This is a genomic window from Pseudomonas donghuensis (assembly GCF_000696345.2).
In the GTDB taxonomy this organism is placed as follows: Bacteria; Pseudomonadota; Gammaproteobacteria; order Pseudomonadales; family Pseudomonadaceae; genus Aquipseudomonas; species Aquipseudomonas donghuensis.
This window is the reverse complement of the sequence record NZ_CP071706.1, coordinates 162,168-182,452: the sequence shown is the minus strand read 5'-3', so window position 1 is coordinate 182,452 and position 20,285 is coordinate 162,168. Positions and strand designations below refer to the sequence as shown.

Here is a 20,285-nt window from a genome sequence, read left to right as displayed (position 1 = left end):
GATCAAGCAAAGGCGTCCGATAGGGGTTTTCCCGGTACCTTCAGGAGAGTGCAGATGGCCAAGCGTATTCAGTTCAGCCAGCATGGCGGCCCCGAAGTCCTCACCCTGGTCGACTTCGAGCCGGCGGCGCCCGGCCCGCAGCAAGTTCGCGTGCGTAACCAGGCAATCGGCCTGAACTTCATCGATACCTACTTTCGCAGCGGCCTCTATGCGCCGCCATCGCTGCCCTCGGGCCTGGGCACTGAAGGCGCCGGGGTGGTCGAGGCAGTGGGTGAGCAGGTCTCTGGGCTGAAAATCGGCGACCGCGTCGCCTATGCCGGCGGCCCGCTGGGTGCCTACAGCGAAGTGCATGTGCTGCCTGAAGCCAATCTGGTCAAGCTCCCCGACAGCATCAGCTTTGAGCAAGCGGCGGCAGTGATGCTCAAGGGCCTGACCGTGCAGTACCTGCTCAAGCAGACCTACGCGGTGCAGCCGGGCGATACCATTTTGTTCCATGCCGCCGCCGGGGGCGTCGGCTCGCTGGCCTGCCAATGGGCCAAGGCATTGGGAGCCAGGTTGATCGGTACGGTCAGCAGTGCCGAGAAGGCTGAACGGGCCAAGGCCCTGGGTGCCTGGGCAACCATTGATTACAGCCGCGAAGACGTGGTCCAGCGGGTACTGGAACTGACCGACGGAAAGAAATGCCCGGTGGTGTACGACGGCGTTGGCCAGGACACCTGGCTGACCTCGCTGGACTGCCTGGCGCCGCGCGGGTTGATGGTCAGCTTCGGCAATGCCTCTGGCGCGGTGAGCGGCGTCAACCTTGGCATCCTGGCGCAGAAGGGCTCGTTGTATGTCACCCGGCCAACCCTGGCCAGCTACGCCAACAATGCACAAAACACCCAGGCGATGGCGGATGACCTGTTTGCGATGATCACCAGCGGCAAGTTGACTGTGGATATCCAGCAACGCTATCCACTGAGCGAGGCGGCTAAGGCGCAGAGCGAGCTGTCGGCGCGCAGGACGGTGGGGTCGACAGTGTTGCTGCCTTGAATCGGTGATGAATTCATCGCCGGCAAGGCCGGCTCCCACAGGGCTCTCGGTAAACCTTGTGGGAGCTGGCTGGCCAGCGATCAGGGCATCAACCGGCCCGCACAACCTCGCCGGTCACCAGGTCACGAATCACACTCGGATTACGCCGCCCACCCAAGGCGCCACCGAGCACCATGTCCAGCTGCCCACGGAAGTACTGCTCGACCCGCAAGCGGGTCTTGGCGGCTGGGCGGCCTTGCGGGTTGGCCGACGTGGAAATCAGCGGCCCGACCAGCGCGCACAAGTCGCGTACCACCGGATGATCGCTGACGCGCAGGGCCACTGTGTCATGCACCCCGGTAATCCACTCTGGGAGCAGGTTCTGATGCGGCACCAGCCAGGTGTTCGGTCCCGGCCAGGTCGCAGACATGCGGTCCAGCCAGGTTTCGGGGAAATCCTCGAAAAGGAAGTCGAACTGGCGGATATTATCGGCGATCAGGATTAATCCCTTGTCGACCGAGCGCGACTTGATTGCCAGCAGGCGATCCACCGCTTCTTCGTTCCACGGGTCACAGCCCAGGCCCCAGACCGCCTCGGTCGGGTAGGCAATCACCGCACCGGCCCGAATTTCACGCGCGGCTTGTTGCACACGCCAACTGCTCACCATTGCTTTCACTCCGCATAAAGGCAGATAGCAGTGTACTTAGCCAGGCCGGGCAAACCAACGCCCAGCTTCATTGCAGACGCTGCCCGCCAGCTCCAGCTCAGTCAGCGCCGCCAACACCCTGGGCAACGGCCAGCCACTGCTGCTGGCCAGCCCCTCGGTGGTTTGCGGCGCAGCCAGCAACAGATCGACCAGTTCATGGCGGGGGGTGGCGGCCGCCTGCAAGGGCGGCAAGCGCTGCCAACCCTGCAGGGTCTCGACGATCTGGTCGACGGTTTCCACCAGCAAGGCGCCATCGCGGATCAACTGGTGACAACCTTTGGACCCTGGGTGATGAATCGAGCCTGGAATCGCATACACCTCCCGGCCTTGCTCGGCGGCCAGGCGTGCGGTGATCAGCGAGCCACTGGCAAGACTCGCCTCGACCACCAGCACGCCCAGTGACAGGCCGCTGATGATCCGGTTACGCCGGGGAAAGTTGCTGGCTGTCGGCCCGGCATCCAGCGGAAACTCGGAAATCACCGCGCTGCCTTGCGCGATCATTGCGGCCGCCAGCGCCCTGTGACGCTGTGGATAAAGTTTTTGCAGCCCGGTACCCAGCACGCCGATGGTCTGCCCGCCAGCATCCAGGGCAGCCTGATGCGCGGCGCCATCGACCCCCAGGGCCAGGCCGCTGGTAATGACAAAACCACCCCGGGAAAGACTGCGAGAGAAAGCCGCAGCGGTATCCAGCGCCGGCCTGGAGGCCCGGCGACTGCCGACGATCGCCAGCTGTGGTTTTTCCAGGATGGCCGGGTTGCCGGCAATGAACAGCAGCGGCGGGGCGTCCCCCAGTTCGGCCAGCAAGCCAGGGTAGCAGGGCTCGTCCCACATCAACAAATGCTGGTCACAAGCCTCTAGCCAGCGCATTGCAGCCGCCGCGCCATCGCGCACGCCAAGGCTGCGCCGGGCATCGCTGCTCTCTGCCGGTACCTGCAGCGCGCGCCAGGCCGAGGCCGGCGCGCTGAGTGCCGCCGAGGCATTGCCGAAGGCCTGGATAAGGGTGTGAAAACGCCGCGGCCCCAGGGACGGCAGCAAATGAAGACGCAAGCGCGCTTCGAGTTCGGCGGGTGAACACGCCGACGATAAGGGTTGCGACATAACGATCATCCTTGATCGGGCAGCCCGGGTCTGCCGTGAAGAAGCTGTGGATAACTCTGTTGATAATACTTTGACAACCGGTTGAAGGATTTCCCTCAAGGGCATTCCTTCAGGCTTGCAGGCACGGGTGCGAAAGCCCCCTGAAACCTTAGCTGACCTTTGCCAGGTGCCGAATGCGCCGAATCCCTTTATTATGTGTACTCATGTTTGTAATTCATCGCACAGTGCAGCTCATACGCTTATGGCCATTCTGAACATCCTCGAATTCCCGGACCCGCGCCTTCGTACCATCGCCAAACCGGTGAGCGAAGTCGACGACGGCGTTCGCCAGTTGATCGATGACATGTTTGAAACCATGTACGAAGCCCCTGGCATCGGTCTCGCCGCCACCCAGATCAACGTGCACAAACGCATCGTGGTCATGGACCTGAGCGAGGATCGCAGCGAGCCACGGGTGTTCATCAACCCCGAGCTCGAGATGCTGACCGACGAAATGGATCAGTACCAGGAAGGCTGCCTGTCGGTGCCCGGCTTCTACGAGAACGTCGATCGCCCGATACGGGTCAAGGTCAAGGCGCTGGATCGCGACGGCAAGCCGTACGAGCTGGTCGCCGAAGGCCTGCTGGCAGTGTGCATCCAGCATGAGTGCGACCACCTCAACGGCAAGCTGTTCGTTGACTACCTGTCGACGCTCAAACGCGACCGAATCAAGAAGAAGCTGGAAAAACAGCATCGCCAGCAAGCTTGATCTCCTCTTCCCAAAGGCTTGCTCCGGCAAGCCTTTTTCTTTTTAAGCGAGAACTCCATGCGCATTGTCTTCGCAGGCACCCCAGAGTTTGCCGCCGAACACCTCAAGGCCCTGATCGACAGCCCCTATGACGTGGTGGCGGTCTACACCCAGCCGGACCGCCCGGCCGGGCGTGGGCAAAAACTGATGCCAAGCGCGGTCAAGCAACTGGCTGTGGATAACGGCATCCAGGTCCTGCAACCGCCGACCCTGCGCAACGCCGAGGCGCAAGCGGAACTGGCAGCCCTGCAACCGGACCTGATGGTGGTGGTCGCCTACGGCCTGATCCTGCCGCAGGCGGTGCTGGATATTCCGCGCCTGGGCTGCATCAACAGTCACGCTTCGCTGCTGCCTCGCTGGCGTGGCGCCGCGCCGATCCAACGTGCGGTCGAAGCCGGCGACAGCGAAAGCGGCGTCACCGTAATGCGGATGGAAGCAGGCCTGGACACCGGGCCGATGCTGCTCAAGGTCAGCACCCCGATCAGTGCCAGCGACACCGGCGGCACCTTGCACGATCGCCTGGCCGAAATGGGCCCGCCAGCCGTACTCGAGGCCGTTGCCGGTCTTGCTGCTGGCACCTTGCAGGGTGAAGTTCAGGACGACAGCCTGGCCACTTATGCACACAAGCTGAACAAGGACGAAGCGCGCCTGGACTGGAGCCGCCCGGCGGTTGAGCTGGAGCGCCTGATTCGCGCCTTCAACCCGTGGCCGATCTGCCACAGCACCCTCAACGGGGAAGCGGTGAAGGTCCTCGCTGCGAACTTATCCACAGGCTCGGGCGCCCCGGGTGAAATTCTCTCTGCCAGCAAGGACGGGCTGATCGTCGCCTGCGGTGAACAGGCGCTGTGCCTGACCCGCCTGCAGTTGCCTGGCGGCAAGGCACTGAACTTCAGCGACCTGTTCAACAGCCGCCGCGAAAAATTCGCCACCGGCACGGTGCTTGGCCAATGAATCCACGTCTGGCAGCCGCCCGCGCCCTGGCGGCAGTACTCAGTGGCAAGGCGTCGCTGAACAGCTCGCTGCCAAGCCAGCTGGACAAGGTCGAAGTACGTGACCGCGGCCTGACCCAGGACCTGGCCTTCGGCACCGCGCGCTGGCAACCACGCCTGTCGGCCCTGGCCGAGCGCCTGTTGCAGAAGCCGTTCAAGGCCGCCGATGCCGACGTCGAGGCGCTGCTGCTGGTCGGTCTGTACCAACTGCTCTACACGCGCGTCCCCGCGCACGCCGCCATCGGCGAAACCGTAGGCTGTGCCGAGAAACTGAAAAAGCCCTGGGCCAAGGGCTTGCTCAACGCCGTATTGCGCCGTGCGCAACGGGAAAGCAGCGAGATCTTCGCCGAACTCGAGCGCGACCCGGTCGTACGCACCGCGCACCCGCGCTGGCTGCAAAAGTCGCTCAAGGCCTTCTGGCCCGAGCATTGGGAAGCCATCTGCGCCGCCAACAACGCCCATCCGCCGATGATCCTGCGGGTCAACCGCCGCCATCACAGCCGCGATGCCTACCTCGAACTGCTGCGTGAAGCCGGCCTTGAAGCGGCGCCCTGCCAGTTCAGCGGCGACGGCATCCTGCTCGCCGAAGCCTGCGATGTCCGCGGCCTGCCCGGTTTCGACCAGGGCTGGATCAGCGTCCAGGACGAAGCCGCACAACTGGCCGCCGACCTGCTCGACCTGGCCCCCGGCCAGCGCGTGCTCGACGCCTGCTGCGCCCCGGGTGGCAAGACCTGCCACCTGCTGGAAGCCCAAGCCGGGCTCGATGCCGTCGTTGCCATTGACCTGGAAGCCAAACGCCTGACCCGCGTGCGCGAGAACCTCGATCGCCTCGGCCTCGACGCCCAGTTGATCGCCTGCGACGCCCGCGACACCGCCAGCTGGTGGGACGGCAAGGGCTTCCAGCGCATCCTGCTCGACGCGCCGTGCTCAGCCACCGGGGTGATCCGCCGCCATCCTGACATCAAGCTGACCCGCCAGGCCGACGACATCGCCGCCCTGGCCAGCCTGCAAGGCGAGCTGCTCGACGCCCTGTGGCCAACCCTCGAGGTCGGCGGCATCCTGCTCTACGCCACCTGCTCGACCCTGCCGACGGAAAACACCGAAGTGATCGAGGCGTTCCTCGCCCGCACCCCCGGTGCGCGTGAGCTGGACCTGGCGACCCAGGCCGGTATCCGCCAGCCCCATGGCCGCCAGCTGCTGGCCCAGGAAGGCGGGCACGACGGCTTCTACTATGCCAAGCTGATCAAAATCGCCGCCGCGCGCGGATAACAAGAGAAGGGAACAGCGGATGAAGATCATCATCCTCGGCGCAGGGCAGGTCGGCGGTACGCTGGCTGAACACCTGGCCAGCGAAGCCAACGACATCACCGTGGTCGACACCGATGGCGACCGTCTGCGCGACCTCGGCGACCGCCTGGACATCCGCACCGTGCAAGGCCGCGCCTCCTTTCCAACCGTGCTGCGCCAGGCCGGTGCCGATGACGCCGACATGCTGGTGGCGGTGACCAACAGCGACGAGACCAACATGGTCGCCTGTCAGGTTGCCCATACCCTGTTCCACACCCCGACCAAGATCGCCCGGGTGCGCGAATCGGCCTACCTGACTCGCGCCGGCCTGTTCGACAACGACGCCATTCCGGTCGACGTGCTGATCAGCCCCGAGCAGGTGGTCACCCACTACATCAAGCGCCTGATCGAACACCCCGGCGCCCTGCAGGTGATCGACTTCGCCGAAGGCAAAGCCCAGCTGGTAGCGGTCAAGGCCTACTACGGCGGGCCGCTGGTAGGCCAGCAACTGCGCCAGATCCGCGCGCACATGCCCAATGTCGACACCCGCGTGGCGGCGATCTTTCGCCGTGACCGGCCGATCCTGCCGCAGGGCGACACGGTTATCGAAGCCGACGACGAAGTGTTCTTCATCGCCGCCAAGGCGCACATCCGTGCGGTGATGGGCGAGCTGCGGCGCATCGACGAGACCAACAAGCGCGTAGTCATCGCGGGCGGCGGGCAGATCGGCGAACGCCTGGCCGAGGCCATCGAAAGCCGCTACCAGGTGAAAATCATCGAGATGAACCCGGCCCGTTGCCGGCACCTGTCCGACACCCTGGAAAGCACCGTGGTACTGCAGGGCAGCGCCTCGGACCGTGACCTGATGCTGGAAGAGAACATTGCCGAAGCCGACATCTTCCTGGCCCTGACCAACGATGATGAAGCCAACATCATGTCCTCGCTGCTGGCCAAGCGCCTGGGCGCGCGCAAGGTGATGACCATCATCAACAACCCGGCCTATGTCGACCTGGTCCAGGGTGGCGAAATCGACATCGCCATCAGCCCGCAGCTGGCCACCATCGGCACCCTGCTGACCCACGTGCGCCGCGGCGATATCGTCAGCGTGCACTCGCTGCGCCGGGGTGCGGCCGAGGCCATCGAGGCCATTGCCCACGGTGACTCGAAGTCGAGCAAGGTAATCGGCAAGGCCATCGAAGACATCGCCCTGCCACCGGGCACCACCATCGGCGCGATCATCCGCGACGAAGAAGTACTGATCGCCCATGACGACACGGTGATTGAAGCCGGCGACCACGTGATCCTCTTCGTTGTGGATAAAAAGTACATCCGTGACGTCGAGAAGCTGTTCCATGTAGGGTTGAGCTTCTTCTAAGGGGGGCCTGGAATGCGCGAATCACTGGAAAAGATGCTGGCCAAGGGTGTGGATAACGCCCTGTTGCGTTTCGGCCTGGGCAAGGCCTGGCTCGATGAGGGCAATGGCGCCGAGGCGGCCGTGCACTTGCAGCGCTGCGTCGAGCACGACCCGAAGTACTCGGCGGCGTGGAAGCTGCTGGGCAAGGCGCATCAGCTACAGGGTGACCTGGCGGCGGCGCGCAAGGCCTGGGAGCAGGGGCTGGAAGCGGCTCGCGCGCATGGCGACAAGCAGGCCGAGAAAGAGATGACGGTATTTCTGAAGAAGCTCGACAGGGCTGTTTAGGACCGCTTCGCGGTCCATCGCCGGCAACGCCGCTCCCACAACTGATGGCCAAACTCGATCCTGTGGGAGCTGGCTTGCCAGCGATAGGGCCCTCAATACCAGCGTGGCTCACCCGCCGGGCGCTTCTTGAAGCGCTTCATGCTCCACATGTATTGGCTCGGATACGCCCGCACATAGCGCTCGACCACCTGGCTCATGGCCGCCGCCGAGGTTTCGGTGTCTTCGCTGTACATCGCCTCGGGCGCCGCTTCCAGAATGACCTTGAAACCGGAACCGTCCGGCAGGCGCAGGGCATGCAGGAACACCCCGACCGCCTTGCCGCCCGCGAGCATGTTCGGCACGAACTTGCTGGTCAGTGCCTTGGTGGCAAAGAATGGCACGAAGATGCCCGCCGATTCGGCCGGCTCCGGGTCGGCCGGAATCCCCACCTGACCGCCTTTGCGCACTTCCTTGATGATGCTCAGGATGCCTTCCTTGGTCGACGCCGCCACGCGGTTGCCCAGTTGCACGCGCTGTTCGCGCAGCAGGTCATCGACCGCCTTGAGCTTGGGCGGGCGGTAGAAAATGATCGGTTTGCACTGGCTGCAATAGAAGTGGTTGAGCACTTCCCAGTTACCCAGGTGGCTGGTAATGCCGACCACGCCCTTGCCCGAAGCCAGGGCAGCTTCAAGCACTTCCAGGCCTTCGACCTCACGCACCAGGTCGAGCGAGCGCTGGGCCGGCCAGATCCAGGCGCAGGCACTCTCGGTGAAGGATTTGCCGATGTCCATCAGGGTCCGGCCCACCAGTCGCTCACGGGCAACCGGGTCCATTTCCGGGAAGCATTTGGCCAGGTTGATGCGCACCACGTTGCGCGAACTGTTCGGCACCTTCCACATGATCCAGCCGATGGCCGCGCCGACCCGCTGTACCGCGCCCCAAGGGAGCTTGGCAAACAACCGCAACGCCCCGACCATCAAGGCGCCCTTGAATTTATCCACAGGCTGGTTCCTCTTTCTGCAAGCCGGCCATTGTAACCCTCAGCGCAGCAGAGCGGCGTAGCGATCACAATCGGTGGTGTGGTCCATGACCATGCCGGTGGCCTGCATGAAGGCGTAGCAGATGGTCGGGCCGACAAAGGTGAAACCGGCTTTCTGCAAGGCCTTGCTCATTGCCGTGGCTTCCTCGGTGACTGCTGGCACCTCGCTACGCTGAACGAAATGATTGATTTTCGGCGCACCGCCGACGAACGACCAAAGCCAATCAGCGGGGTGTTCCAGCTCCAGCCAGGCCCGCGCATTGCGCCGTGCGGCATTGAGCTTGAGGCGGTTGCGGATGATGCCCGGGTCGAGCATGCGCTCCTCGATTTCTTCATCGCTCATCTGCGCCAGGCGCTGCGGGTCAAAGCCGAACAGTACCTGGCGGTAGCGTTCGCGCTTTTTCAGCACGGTGATCCACGACAACCCGGCCTGGAAGCCTTCCAGCAGCAACATCTCGAACAGCTGGCGCGGATCACGCTGCGGCGTGCCCCACTCCTGGTCGTGGTAAGCCTGGTAAAGCGGATCGTCGGTACACCAAAAGCAACGTGGCATAAGGCTCCAAGGGTAGAGGCCTGCGCGAATCGGGTTATACTCCCGCTCTTTATATTCGCAGCCCTAGAAACAGGTGAATTTCGTGAGCCAGCCTACGCCAGCCGTGCGTACCTTCCAAGACTTGATCCTCGCCCTGCAGAACTACTGGGCCGAGCAAGGTTGTGTGGTGCTTCAGCCCTACGATATGGAAGTAGGCGCCGGCACTTTCCATACTGCCACGTTCCTGCGCGCCATCGGCCCGGAAACCTGGAACGCCGCCTATGTGCAGCCTAGCCGTCGTCCGGCGGATGGCCGTTATGGCGAAAACCCGAACCGCCTGCAGCACTACTATCAGTTCCAGGTGGTGCTCAAGCCGAACCCGGCGAACTTCCAGGAACTGTACCTGGGCTCGCTGAAAGCCATTGGCCTCGACCCGCTGGTGCACGACATCCGTTTCGTCGAAGACAACTGGGAATCGCCGACCCTCGGCGCCTGGGGCCTGGGTTGGGAAATCTGGCTCAACGGCATGGAAGTCACCCAGTTCACCTACTTCCAGCAAGTAGGCGGCATCGAGTGCTTCCCGGTCACCGGTGAAATCACCTACGGCCTGGAACGCCTGGCCATGTACCTGCAGGGCGTTGATTCGGTCTACGACCTGATCTGGACCGACGGCCCATTCGGCAAGGTGACCTACGGCGACGTGTTCCACCAGAACGAAGTGGAGCAGTCGACCTACAACTTCGAGCACGCCAACGTCGAGAAGCTGTTCGAGCTGTTCGACTTCTACGAGAGCGAAGCCAACCGCCTGATCGAGCTGGAGCTGCCGCTGCCGACCTATGAAATGGTCCTCAAGGCCTCGCATACCTTCAACCTGCTCGATGCCCGTCGCGCCATCTCGGTGACCGAGCGTCAGCGTTACATCCTGCGTGTACGGACCCTGGCCCGCGCCGTGGCCCAGAGTTACCTGCAAGCCCGCGCCAAGCTGGGCTTCCCGATGGCGTCCCCTGAATTGCGTGATGAAGTGTTGGCTAAGCTGGAGGCTGCACAATGAGTGCTCAAGATTTCCTGGTTGAACTGGGCACCGAAGAACTGCCACCCAAGGCCCTGAGCAGCCTTGCTGATGCCTTCCTCGCCGGTATCGAAAAAGGCCTGCAGGCCGCAGGCCTGAACTACACCGACAAGCAGGTGTTCGCCGCGCCGCGCCGCCTGGCCGTACTGATCCGCAACCTCGACACCCAGCAGCCGGACCGCAGCGTCAACCTTGACGGCCCGCCACGCCAGGCGGCCTTCGACGCTGAAGGCAACCCGACCCAGGCCGCCCTGGGCTTTGCCAAGAAGTGCGGGGTAGAGCTGTCGGATATCGACCAGAGCGGCGCCAAGCTGCGCTTCTCCCAGCACATCCCGGGCAAGGCCACCGCCAGCCTGCTGCCAACCATCGTCGAAGACTCGCTCAACGACCTGCCGATCCCCAAGCGCATGCGCTGGGGTGCACGCAAGGAAGAGTTCGTGCGTCCGACCCAGTGGCTGGTCATGCTGCTCGGTGACGACGTGGTCGACTGCACCCTGCTGGCGCAGAAAGCCGGTCGCGAATCCCGTGGCCACCGCTTCCACCACCCGGAAAACGTGCGCATCAGTGCCCCGGCCAACTACCAGGAAGACCTGCGCAAGGCCTATGTCCTGGCCGATTTCGCCGAGCGCCGCGAGCTGATCAGCAAGCGCACCGCCGAACTTGCCCTGCAACAGGAAGGCAGCGCCATCGTGCCGCCAGCCCTGCTCGATGAAGTGACCGCCCTGGTTGAATGGCCGGTGCCGCTGGTGTGCTCGTTCGAGGAACGCTTCCTTGAAGTGCCTCAGGAAGCGCTGATCACCACCATGCAGGACAACCAGAAGTACTTCTGCCTGCTGGATGCCGACGGCAAGCTGCTGCCGCGCTTCATCACCGTGGCCAACGTCGAGAGCCGCGATCCGAAGCAGATCGTCGAAGGCAACGAGAAGGTCGTGCGCCCACGCCTGACCGACGCCGAGTTCTTCTTCAAGCAAGACAAGAAGCAGCCGCTGGAAAGCTTCAACGAGCGCCTGCAGAACGTGGTGTTCCAGGCCCAGCTGGGCAGCGTTTTCGACAAGGCCGAGCGGGTTGCCAAACTGGCCGCCTTCATCGCCCAGCGTATCGGCGGCGATGCCCAACGCGCGGCGCGTGCCGGTTTGCTGTCGAAGTGCGACCTGGCCACCGAGATGGTCGGTGAGTTCCCTGAGATGCAGGGTGTTGCCGGTTACTACTACGCCCTCAACGACGGCGAGCCGCAAGACGTCGCCCTGGCCCTGAACGAGCAGTACATGCCGCGCGGTGCCGGTGCTGAGCTGCCGTCGACCCTGACCGGTGCGGCCGTGGCTATCGCCGACAAGCTCGACACCTTGGTCGGTATCTTCGGTATCGGCATGCTCCCGACCGGCAGCAAGGACCCCTACGCCCTGCGTCGTGCGGCACTGGGCGTACTGCGCATCCTGATCGAGAAGCAACTGGACCTGGACCTGAACGAAGCGGTGAACTTCGCCGTGACCCAGTTCGGCGCCAAGGTCAAGGCCGCAGGCCTGGCCGAACAGGTACTGGAGTTCGTCTTCGATCGTCTGCGTGCCCGTTACGAAGACGAAGGCATCGACGTTGCCACCTACCTGTCGGTACGTGCCCTCAAGCCAGGCTCGGCCCTGGACTTCGACCAGCGCGTGCAGGCCGTCCAGGCCTTCCGCCAATTGCCGGAAGCCGCAGCCCTGGCCGCGGTGAACAAGCGCGTGTCGAACCTGCTGAGCAAGGCCGAGGGCGCTGTCGCCACCACGGTCGAGCCAAAGTACTTCGACAACGCCAACGAGTTCTCCCTGTACTCGGCGATCCAGCAAGCCGACCAGGCCGTGCAGCCAATGGCCGCCGCGCGCCAGTACAGCGAGTCGCTGGCGCGCCTGGCAGCCCTGCGTGAGCCGGTCGACGCCTTCTTCGAAGCGGTGATGGTCAACGCCGAGGACGCCAAAGTCCGCGCCAACCGTTATGCCCTGCTCAGCCGCCTGCGCGGTCTGTTCCTGGGCGTGGCTGACATTTCGCTGCTGGGGTAAGTCTTGAAGCTGCTGATTCTCGATCGGGACGGGGTGATCAACCAGGACTCCGACGCTTACATCAAGTCGCTGGACGAGTGGATTCCGATCCCCGGTTCGATCGAAGCGATTGCGCAGTTGAGCAAGGCCGGCTGGACGGTGGCGGTGGCCACCAACCAGTCCGGCATTGCCCGCGGCTACTACGACCTGGCGACCCTCGACGCCATGCATGCGCAGTTGCGCAGGCTGGTGGCCGAGCAGGGTGGCGAGGTCGGGCTGATCGTCTATTGCCCGCACGGGCCCGATGAGGGCTGCGCCTGCCGCAAACCCAAGCCGGGCATGCTCACCGCCATTGCCACGCACTACAACGTGAATCTGGCTGGCGTGTGGTTTGTCGGTGATAGTAAGGGTGACCTGGAAGCCGCTTTGGCCGTCGATGCTCAACCGATTCTGGTAAAAACCGGAAAAGGCGAGAAGACCCTGAGCAAGGGAATTCCTGAAAAAACGCTGATTTTCGATGATCTGGCAGCCATCGCCAGAGAACTTATCCACAAATAGCGCGCCTGCACAACAGGCGCACTTTTACTAGGCGGGCAAGCCCGCAACGGTACATGCCGCTATGTCGATCTTGCAGGCGATCAGAATTTTTCTTTTTTACCTGCTGCTGGGTACCAGCTCCTTGCTGTGGTGCACCCTGAGCTTTTTTATCGCGCCGTTTCTGCCATTCAGCGCCCGATATCGCTTTATCAACGTCTACTGGTGCCGCTTTGCGCTGGTGCTGGTACGGGTGTTTCTCAACATCAAGGTCAAGGTCACCGGGGCTGAGAACATCCCCAAGCAACCCTGTGTGATCCTCTCCAATCACCAGAGCACCTGGGAAACCTTTTTCCTTTCCGCCTATTTTTCGCCCTTGAGCCAGGTGCTCAAGCGTGAACTGCTGTACGTGCCGTTCTTCGGCTGGGCCATGGCCATGCTGCGGCCGATCGCCATCGATCGCGACAACCCCAAGGCCGCCTTGAAGCAAGTCGCCAGCAAGGGCGACAAGCTGCTTAAAGAGAACGTCTGGGTACTGATCTTTCCGGAAGGCACCCGCGTGCCGTTTGGCCAGATCGGCAAATTCTCGCGCAGCGGTGCCGCTTTGGCGGTAAACGCTGGCTTGCCGGTACTGCCGATCGCTCACAACGCCGGCAAGTTCTGGCCCAAGCAGGGCTGGGGCAAGCGCGCTGGCACCATCGAGGTGGTGATTGGCGCCCCGATGCATGCCGAAGGCAGCGGCCCACGGGCCATTGCCGAGCTCAACGACCGCGCTGCGGCATGGAACGAACAAACCCAGCGCGACCTCGGCTCACTGCCTGCAGCAGCGCCAAATCAAGCGCAGGGCGTGGCCTGACCGATCTGTGGATAACTTGTGTACAGTATTTGGATTTCTCAGCATAAAATTCGCTAAGTGATTAATTTAGCTACTTATTTCTCTGTATGACTGTTTTTTGAAAATCGTGCATAAGTTTTTTCGCGGCATAAAAAAACCGGCGCTTACGCCGGTTTTTTTGTGCCTGCAAATCCTTACACCTTGTCGATATCCACATCACGGGTTTCTTTCAGGCAGAACAGCCCCACCACCAGGCTGATACCGGTGATCAGTACCGGGTACCAGAGCCCGTAGAAAATATCGCCGGTGTACACCACCAAGGCAAAGGACACCGTGGGCAGGAAGCCGCCGAACCAGCCGTTGCCGATGTGATAGGGCAGCGACATCGAGGTATAGCGGATGCGGGTCGGGAACAATTCGACCATCACCGCCGCCAGCGGGCCGTAGGTCATGGTCGCGATCAGGATCATCGCCACGATCAGCACCACCACCATCGGCTGGTTGACGCTGGCAGGATCCGCCTTGGCCGGGTAGCCGGCCTTGTCGATGGCCGCGCGCATGGCCGCTTCGTCGAAGCCGCTGATTTTCCGCTCGCCAATGCTCACCACTACCTCGGTGCCGGCAGCCGCCTCAGCCGAGCTGTAAGGCAGGCCCTGTTTGACCAGGAAGGTTTTGACCTTGTCGCACGGGCTGTCAAAACGCGCCTTGCCCACCGGGTCGAACTGGAAGGTGCAGCCCTGCGGGTCGGCCATCACCACGATCGGCGCCTGACGGCTGGCGGCGTCGATCTGCGGGTTGGCGTAGTGGCTCAGGGCCTTGAACAGCGGGAAGTACAGCACCGTGGCCAGCAGCAGGCCAAGCATCAGGATCGGCTTGCGCCCAACCCGGTCCGACAGCCAGCCGAAGAACACGAAGAACGGCGCGCCGATCACCACGCTGATGATCAGCAGGGTGTTGGCCTGGGCCGGGTCCATCTTGAGCATCTGGGTAAGGAAGAACAGCACATAGAACTGTGCGGTGTAGAAGGTCACCGCCTGGCCGGCGTTGATACTGAACAGTGCCGTGAGCACCACCTTGAGGTTGGGCCAGGAGCCGAACGACTCGCGGATTGGCGCTTTACTGGCCTTGCCCTGGGCCTTCATTTTTACGAAGGCTGGCGACTCATGCATGCTCATGCGGATCCAGGTGGAAATCCCCAGCAGCACGATCGACAGCAGGAACGGCAGGCGCCAGCCCCAGACTTCGAACTGGTCACCACTGATGTAGCGGCTACCGAGTACCACCAGCAACGACAACAGCAAGCCGAGGGTTGCGGTGGACTGGATAAAACCGGTGTGGAAACCGCGTTTGCCGGGCGGTGCATGCTCGGCAACATAAGTGGCCGCGCCACCGTACTCACCGCCCAGAGCCAGGCCCTGCAGCATGCGCAACCCCACCAGGATGATCGGTGCGGCAATGCCGATGCTGGCGTAGGTCGGCAACAGGCCAACGGCAAAGGTCGACAGGCCCATCAGCACGATGGTCACCAGGAAGGTGTACTTGCGCCCGATCATGTCGCCCAGGCGGCCGAACACCAGCGCGCCGAAGGGCCGCACCAGAAAACCGGCGGCGAAGGCCATCAAGGCGAAGATAAAGGCAGTGGTGTCGTTCACCCCGGCAAAAAACTGCTTGCTGATGACCGCCGCCAGCGCCCCATAAAGAAAAAAGTCATACCACTCGAAAACCGTCCCGAGGGATGACGCGAAAATGATCTTGCGTTCTTCCCGGCGGCTGTTGCTCACCGTTGCAGCGCCCTGCTCTTGAATGTAATCCGACATCGTTGCTGTCCTCGGCCTGCAGGCCCCAGTGATTATTCTTGTTGTTCCACTGTCGACGCCGGCAGACTGCGTCCGGCGTCGTTGTTGCTACGCACCCTGGTCAGGGCGTCGGTACTGCGGTGTTTTCGATGCTGGTTGTGGATAACGTCCCCTGGCGAATCAGTTGCGCGGCCTTTTCGGCAATCATCAGGGTAGGGGAGCAGGTATTGCCGGAGACGATTTGCGGCATGATCGAGGCATCGGCGATGCGCAGCCCCGGCACACCGTGCACGCGCAGCTGATTGTCGACCACATCCAGTGGCCCGTTGCCCATGCGGCAGGTGCCCACAGGGTGGAAGATCGTAGTGCCGATCTGCCCGGCGGCTTCATGCAATTGCTCTTCGCTTTGCAGGTCCGGGCCCGGCAGGTATTCGCGCGGGCTGAAGGCAGCCAGGGCAGGGGCCTGAACGATCTTGCGGGTCAGGCGAATGGCCTGGGCGGCAACCCGCAGGTCTTCAGGATCGCTCAGGTAGTTGGGATCGATCAGCGGCGCATCGTCCGGGTTGGCCGAACGGATATCGATACGCCCGCGGCTGGCCGGGCGCAGGTTGCACACCGAAGCGGTAAAAGCCGGGAAGCGGTGCAGTGGCTCGCCGAAGCGTTCCAGCGACAAGGGCTGCACGTGGTATTGCAGGTTGGCTGAAGCCTGTTCCAGCCCGGAACGAACAAAAGCGCCCAATTGGCTCGGCGCCATCGCCAGCGGTCCACTGCGGTCGTACAGGTAACGCAGGCCCATGCCAAGCTTGCCCCAGGGGCTGTTGGCGACCTGGTTGAGGGTTCGCGCCTGGGTAACCTGATAGATCAAACGCAATTGCAGATGGTCCTGCAGGTTGCCACCAACGCCGGGCAGCTCGTGACGAACAGTTATCCCCAGGCTCTCGAGCAAGCCGCGCGGGCCGATGCCGGAGCGCTGCAGGATCCCGGGCGAACCCACGGAGCCTGCACACAGGATAATCTCCCGGCGTGCGCTGAAGTGCTGCCAATTGCCCTGCCAGCGGGCACGTACCGCGCACGCGCGGCCATCTTCCAGCAACACCTGATCAACCAGCACATCGGTCAGCACGGTCAGGTTGGGACGATTGCGGATCGGGCGCAGAAAGGCTTTGGCCGAGTTCCAGCGAATGCCGGCGCGCTGGTTGACCTGAAAGTATCCACAGCCCTGGTTATCCCCGGTGTTGAAGTCAGCAACGCTGGCAATGCCGCTCTGCGCCGCCGCTTCGCGGAACGCATCGAGGATCGGCCAGGCGTAGCGCTGTTGCTCGACCCGCCACTCGCCTTGATTGCCATGCGCTTCGCTGGCGCCGCCGAAGTGGTGCTCGCTGGCCTTGAACAGTGGCAGCACGTCCTTCCAGGCCCAACCGGCATTGCCCTGCTCGGCCCAGCGATCGTAATCGCCAGCCTGGCCGCGCATGTAGATCATGCCGTTGATGGAGGAACAGCCCCCGAGCACCTTGCCTCGCGGATAACCCAGGGTGCGGCCATTGAGGCCGGGTTGCACTTCGGTCTTGAAGCACCAGTCGGTACGCGGATTGCCGATGCAGTAGAGGTAGCCCACCGGAATGTGAATCCAGGGGTAGTTGTCGCGCCCACCGGCTTCGAGCAGCAGCACCCGGCAGCCTGGGTCGGCAGATAAGCGGTTGGCCAATAGGCATCCGGCAGGGCCGGCACCCACCACCACATAGTCGTAGACAGGATCGGCTGATGGCATGGGCAACCTCGCGCCTGATTATTATTCTTGTCCCAGCCCATGTTATTGATTAATTTCGGGATGAAAACGTTAGATTTCACTCAAGTGCTGTGCGTTTTAACACAACGTCCGTGAACACCTGATTCACAAGGAAAAGCATGTTCGACTGGAATGATCTGCGGTTTTTTCTCGAGTTGCAGCGTAGCGGCCGCCTGCTGACCGCGGCCAAACGCCTCAACACCACCCACAGCACCGTGGCCCGGCACATCGACAATATCGAGCAGAGCCTGGGCACCGCGCTGTTCGTTCAACATGCCCAGGGCTACGAATTGACGCCGTCCGGGCAGGCCCTGCTCAAGCACGCCGAAGCGATGGAAAACGTCGCCCTGCTGGCCCAGGAAGAGATCACCCAGGCCATCACCCCGCTGGGCAAGATTCGCCTGGGGGTGACCGAAGGCATCGGCATCATGTTCTTCACCCCGCGCATGGGCAGCCTGTTCGAACGCTATCCGGGCCTTGAGGTAGAGCTGGTGGCGGTGCCGCGCTTTGTCAGCATTCTCAACCGCGAAGCGGAGATCAGCATCCACCTGGAGCGGCCGAACGCCGACCTGTTGATAACTCGCAAACTCACCGACTACCGCCTGGCGCTGTACGCCAGCCCCGAATACCTGGCCCAGGCGCCGGCCCTCAATTACCGTGAAGACCTGGCCAAGCACAGCTGGATCGGCTACGTCGACGACCTGCTGTTCAGCCAGGAATTACTGTTTTTGAACAGCTTCTGCCGCGCACCCAATGTGGTGTTTCGCAGCACCAGCGTGATCGCCCAGCAACAGGCCGCTCGCGCCGGCCTGGGCATCGCCGTGCTACCCAACTACATGGCCCGCCACGATCCGGCGTTGGTGCGGGTATTGCCCAGCGAAACCATCCAGCGCAGCTACTGGATCTGTACCCGCCGCGAGCTGCACAAATCAGTACGCCTGCGCGTGGTCTGGGATTTTCTCCTGGCCCTGTGCGCGCAAGAGCAGGATGCCTTGCTGGCGGAGTAGGGCGTCAGCTGCCCAAGGTTTTGACCGCCAGCAGCAAGGCTGCGCAGATCCCCACACCTGCAAACATTTGCTGCAAGCGCGGCCCGGCCAGCTTGCTGGCGAGCTGACGCGCCAGCAGCAGCCCGAGCACCGCGCCGCCTGCAAACGGCGCGCCCACCGCCCAATGCATGACGCCGCCGACTGTCGCGCTGACCACACTGCCAGTCGACACCAGGGCGATCACCGCCAGCGAAGTGGCAACGATGCTCTTCATGTCAAGGTTGGTGTAGCGGCTCAGCGCCGGGATGATCACGAAGCCACCACCGACACCGAGCAATCCCGAAAGCAAACCCGACAGTACACCGGTAAAGGCCAGGGCGCGGGCACAGGGCAGGGTCCAGCGCAGTCGCCCCTGCAAGGGGTTGAGCACGCAGGGCATGACGTGGCGCGGGCCCAGTGGCGGCTCGCCGCGAAGCTCCCGGCGAGCCTTGAGCAGCATGCGCGCACAGGCATAGACCAGCACCAGGGCAAAGCTCAGGGCCAATGGCCCGTTCGGCAGACGATGGGCAAGCATCAGCCCGAAGGGTGCGATAGCGATGCCAATCAACGCCACGAACAGCGCCGCGCGATAACGCACCAGGCCCTGGCGCAATCCCAGCAGGGCACCTACCGCCGCCGCCATGCCGACGGCCAGCAAGCCGACTGGCGCCGCCTCGACCATCGACAACCCCAAGCCAAACACCAGCAAGGGCACGGCCAGAATGCCGCCGCCAGCGCCGGTCAGCGCCAGCACCGCACCAATAATCGCCCCTAAACCTGCCGCCAGAAATTGATGCTCGATCACCGCAGGCCCTCGGCGGCAACCCGGGGTTTGGCCAGCCATTCGCGGCCCTTGAGCATGCAGCGCCAGTACAACGGCGGCAGGATCTGCGCCTTCAGCAGCCAGGCCAGGCGCGTCGGCCGGCGGCCGTCGAGCAGCCAGCGCGGGAAGCTCGGCGCCAGCTTGCCGCCGTAGGTGAACTCGGCGAGGACGATCTTGCCGCGCTCGACGGTCAGCGGGCAGGAGCCGTAGCCATCATAGTGGGCGAGGTTGGGCAGGCGCCCCAGCGCCACCAGCACGTTGTTGGCCACCACCGGCGCCTGTTTGCGCGCCGCCGCCGCAGTCTTGGCGTTGCTGGTATTGATGCCATCACCCAGGGCGTGGATGTTGCTGTAGCGTTTGTGGCGCAAGGTAGCCGGGTCGACATCGAGCCAACCGGCCTGGTCAGCCAGCGGGCTGTTGCGGATGAAATCAGGCGCAACCTGCGGCGGCACCACATGCAGCATATCGAAGGGTTGAACCCGGGTCTCGCTGCTGCCGTCGGGCAGGGTGCGCACAAAGGTGGCCCGCTTGCCCGGGCCATCGACAGCCACCAGGCGATGGGCGTACTGCAGGTCTACCGCGTACTTATCGATGTACTCCATCAATGCCGGAACGTAGTCGGGCACCCCGAACAGCACGCCCCCGGCATTGAAGAACTGCGCCTGAATGCTGCCCAGACGACCATTGCGCAACCAGTGATCGCAAGACAGGTACAAGGCCTTTTGCGGCGCGCCGGCACACTTGATCGGCATCGGCGGCTGAGTGAACAGCGCCTGGCCCTCACGCAGGTTCTGCACCAGTTGCCAGGTATAGGGGGCCAGGTCGTAGCGGTAGTTGGAGGTCACGCCATTGCGCCCGAGGGTTTCCCTCAGGCCTTCGATGGCATCCCAGTCGAGCTTCAGCCCTGGGCAGACCACCAACTGCTCGTAACTGAGCAGCCGGCCGTCATCAAGAGTGACCGTTTGTGCCTGCGGGTCAAAGGTCTCGACCCGTGCCTTGATCCACTGCACGCCACCGGGAATGGTCGAGGCCATGGTGCGTGCCGTCGAAGGCGCCTGGAAGATCCCGGCGCCCACCATGGTCCAGCCGGGTTGGTAGTAGTGCACATCGGCAGGGTCGATGATCGCGACATCCAGCGAAGGGTCGCGACAGATCAGGCTGGAGGCGGCGGCGATACCAGCGGCACCGGCACCGACGATCAGCACTTTATGGTGGTCGCCTTTCGGCACCTCGGCAGGGGAGGGTTGAGCATGCATGGCAGGGTCCTTCTAATAATAA

The 20,285-nt window shown here is 63.1% G+C and carries 19 protein-coding genes; 11 read left to right on the top strand and 8 right to left on the bottom strand.

Going from position 1 to position 20,285, the window contains the following annotated elements; translation table 11 throughout:
* Positions 1-54: 54 nt before the first annotated feature.
* The gene (locus BV82_RS00885) at positions 55-1,032 is read left to right on the top strand and encodes an NADPH:quinone reductase (RefSeq protein WP_036995296.1); all 978 of its coding nucleotides are present in this window, start codon (positions 55-57) and stop codon (positions 1,030-1,032) included.
* 88 nt (positions 1,033-1,120) lie between these two features.
* Here the strand turns inward: BV82_RS00885 and tsaC are convergent, their stop codons facing one another.
* Complete coding sequence (tsaC, locus tag BV82_RS00880; RefSeq protein ID WP_010222680.1) at positions 1,121-1,678, bottom strand: L-threonylcarbamoyladenylate synthase type 1 TsaC; 558 nt, start codon at positions 1,676-1,678, stop codon at positions 1,121-1,123.
* Positions 1,679-1,714: 36 nt separating this feature from the next.
* Positions 1,715-2,815: a DNA-processing protein DprA gene (gene dprA, locus BV82_RS00875; protein WP_036995295.1), complete on the bottom strand. Its 1,101-nt coding sequence runs from the start codon at positions 2,813-2,815 to the stop codon at positions 1,715-1,717.
* Positions 2,816-3,056: 241 nt separating this feature from the next.
* On the opposite strand from dprA, the gene def reads away from it, so the two are divergent.
* From def to BV82_RS00850, 5 genes are read left to right on the top strand one after another with little or no spacing between them, the layout of a single operon-like run.
* A complete protein-coding gene (gene def / locus BV82_RS00870; RefSeq protein ID WP_010222682.1) occupies positions 3,057-3,563 on the top strand; it encodes a peptide deformylase in 507 nt (168 codons plus the stop codon).
* Between the two features lie 57 nt (positions 3,564-3,620).
* Entirely contained in the window at positions 3,621-4,553 is a 933-nt protein-coding gene (gene fmt / locus BV82_RS00865) for a methionyl-tRNA formyltransferase (protein WP_036995294.1), read from the top strand.
* Positions 4,550-5,860 (top strand): 16S rRNA (cytosine(967)-C(5))-methyltransferase RsmB, encoded by a 1,311-nt coding sequence (gene rsmB, locus BV82_RS00860; RefSeq protein ID WP_036995293.1) that lies wholly within the window; start codon positions 4,550-4,552, stop codon positions 5,858-5,860. The genes fmt and rsmB overlap by 4 nt, the downstream gene beginning before the upstream one ends.
* Positions 5,861-5,879: 19 nt before the next feature.
* Positions 5,880-7,253, top strand: a complete 1,374-nt coding sequence (gene trkA / locus BV82_RS00855) for a Trk system potassium transporter TrkA (RefSeq protein ID WP_036995292.1) — start codon at positions 5,880-5,882, stop codon at positions 7,251-7,253.
* Positions 7,254-7,265: 12 nt separating this feature from the next.
* On the top strand, positions 7,266-7,577 hold the full coding sequence (locus tag BV82_RS00850; RefSeq protein ID WP_010222686.1) for a tetratricopeptide repeat protein: 312 nt from the start codon (positions 7,266-7,268) through the stop codon (positions 7,575-7,577).
* 92 nt (positions 7,578-7,669) lie between these two features.
* On the opposite strand, the gene BV82_RS00845 is transcribed toward BV82_RS00850, so the two are convergent.
* Positions 7,670-8,557, bottom strand: coding sequence for a lysophospholipid acyltransferase (locus BV82_RS00845; protein ID WP_036995291.1), 888 nt, complete (start codon positions 8,555-8,557; stop codon positions 7,670-7,672).
* A 39-nt stretch (positions 8,558-8,596) separates the two neighbouring features.
* On the bottom strand, positions 8,597-9,148 hold the full coding sequence (locus BV82_RS00840; protein WP_010222688.1) for a DNA-3-methyladenine glycosylase I: 552 nt from the start codon (positions 9,146-9,148) through the stop codon (positions 8,597-8,599).
* An 82-nt stretch (positions 9,149-9,230) separates the two neighbouring features.
* Here BV82_RS00840 and glyQ point away from each other — a divergent pair, with 82 nt between their 5' ends.
* The 4 genes from glyQ (at position 9,231) to BV82_RS00820 (ending at position 13,598) form a co-directional block, all read left to right on the top strand.
* Positions 9,231-10,178: a glycine--tRNA ligase subunit alpha gene (gene glyQ / locus BV82_RS00835; protein ID WP_010222689.1), complete on the top strand. Its 948-nt coding sequence runs from the start codon at positions 9,231-9,233 to the stop codon at positions 10,176-10,178.
* On the top strand, positions 10,175-12,229 hold the full coding sequence (gene glyS, locus BV82_RS00830; RefSeq protein ID WP_036995290.1) for a glycine--tRNA ligase subunit beta: 2,055 nt from the start codon (positions 10,175-10,177) through the stop codon (positions 12,227-12,229). The genes glyQ and glyS overlap by 4 nt, the downstream gene beginning before the upstream one ends.
* 3 nt (positions 12,230-12,232) lie before the next feature.
* Positions 12,233-12,766: a D-glycero-beta-D-manno-heptose 1,7-bisphosphate 7-phosphatase gene (gmhB, locus tag BV82_RS00825; protein ID WP_010222692.1), complete on the top strand. Its 534-nt coding sequence runs from the start codon at positions 12,233-12,235 to the stop codon at positions 12,764-12,766.
* Positions 12,767-12,827: 61 nt separating this feature from the next.
* The gene (locus BV82_RS00820; protein ID WP_010222693.1) at positions 12,828-13,598 is read left to right on the top strand and encodes a lysophospholipid acyltransferase family protein; all 771 of its coding nucleotides are present in this window, start codon (positions 12,828-12,830) and stop codon (positions 13,596-13,598) included.
* Positions 13,599-13,771: 173 nt separating this feature from the next.
* On the opposite strand, the gene BV82_RS00815 is transcribed toward BV82_RS00820, so the two are convergent.
* Positions 13,772-15,394: an MFS transporter gene (locus tag BV82_RS00815; RefSeq protein ID WP_036995289.1), complete on the bottom strand. Its 1,623-nt coding sequence runs from the start codon at positions 15,392-15,394 to the stop codon at positions 13,772-13,774.
* Between the two features lie 100 nt (positions 15,395-15,494).
* Positions 15,495-17,141 carry a GMC family oxidoreductase gene (locus tag BV82_RS00810; RefSeq protein ID WP_036995288.1) on the bottom strand — a complete coding sequence of 549 codons (1,647 nt, stop codon included), beginning with the start codon at positions 17,139-17,141 and terminating at the stop codon, positions 15,495-15,497.
* A 137-nt stretch (positions 17,142-17,278) separates the two neighbouring features.
* Here BV82_RS00810 and BV82_RS00805 point away from each other — a divergent pair, with 137 nt between their 5' ends.
* Positions 17,279-18,166: a LysR family transcriptional regulator gene (locus BV82_RS00805; RefSeq protein ID WP_010222697.1), complete on the top strand. Its 888-nt coding sequence runs from the start codon at positions 17,279-17,281 to the stop codon at positions 18,164-18,166.
* 4 nt (positions 18,167-18,170) lie between these two features.
* On the opposite strand, the gene BV82_RS00800 is transcribed toward BV82_RS00805, so the two are convergent.
* Both BV82_RS00800 and BV82_RS00795 read right to left on the bottom strand, forming a co-directional pair.
* The gene (locus BV82_RS00800; protein WP_010222698.1) at positions 18,171-18,989 is read right to left on the bottom strand and encodes a sulfite exporter TauE/SafE family protein; all 819 of its coding nucleotides are present in this window, start codon (positions 18,987-18,989) and stop codon (positions 18,171-18,173) included.
* Complete coding sequence (locus BV82_RS00795) at positions 18,986-20,263, bottom strand: NAD(P)/FAD-dependent oxidoreductase (protein ID WP_036995287.1); 1,278 nt, start codon at positions 20,261-20,263, stop codon at positions 18,986-18,988. The genes BV82_RS00800 and BV82_RS00795 overlap by 4 nt, the downstream gene beginning before the upstream one ends.
* Between the last annotated feature and the right edge of the window lie 22 nt (positions 20,264-20,285).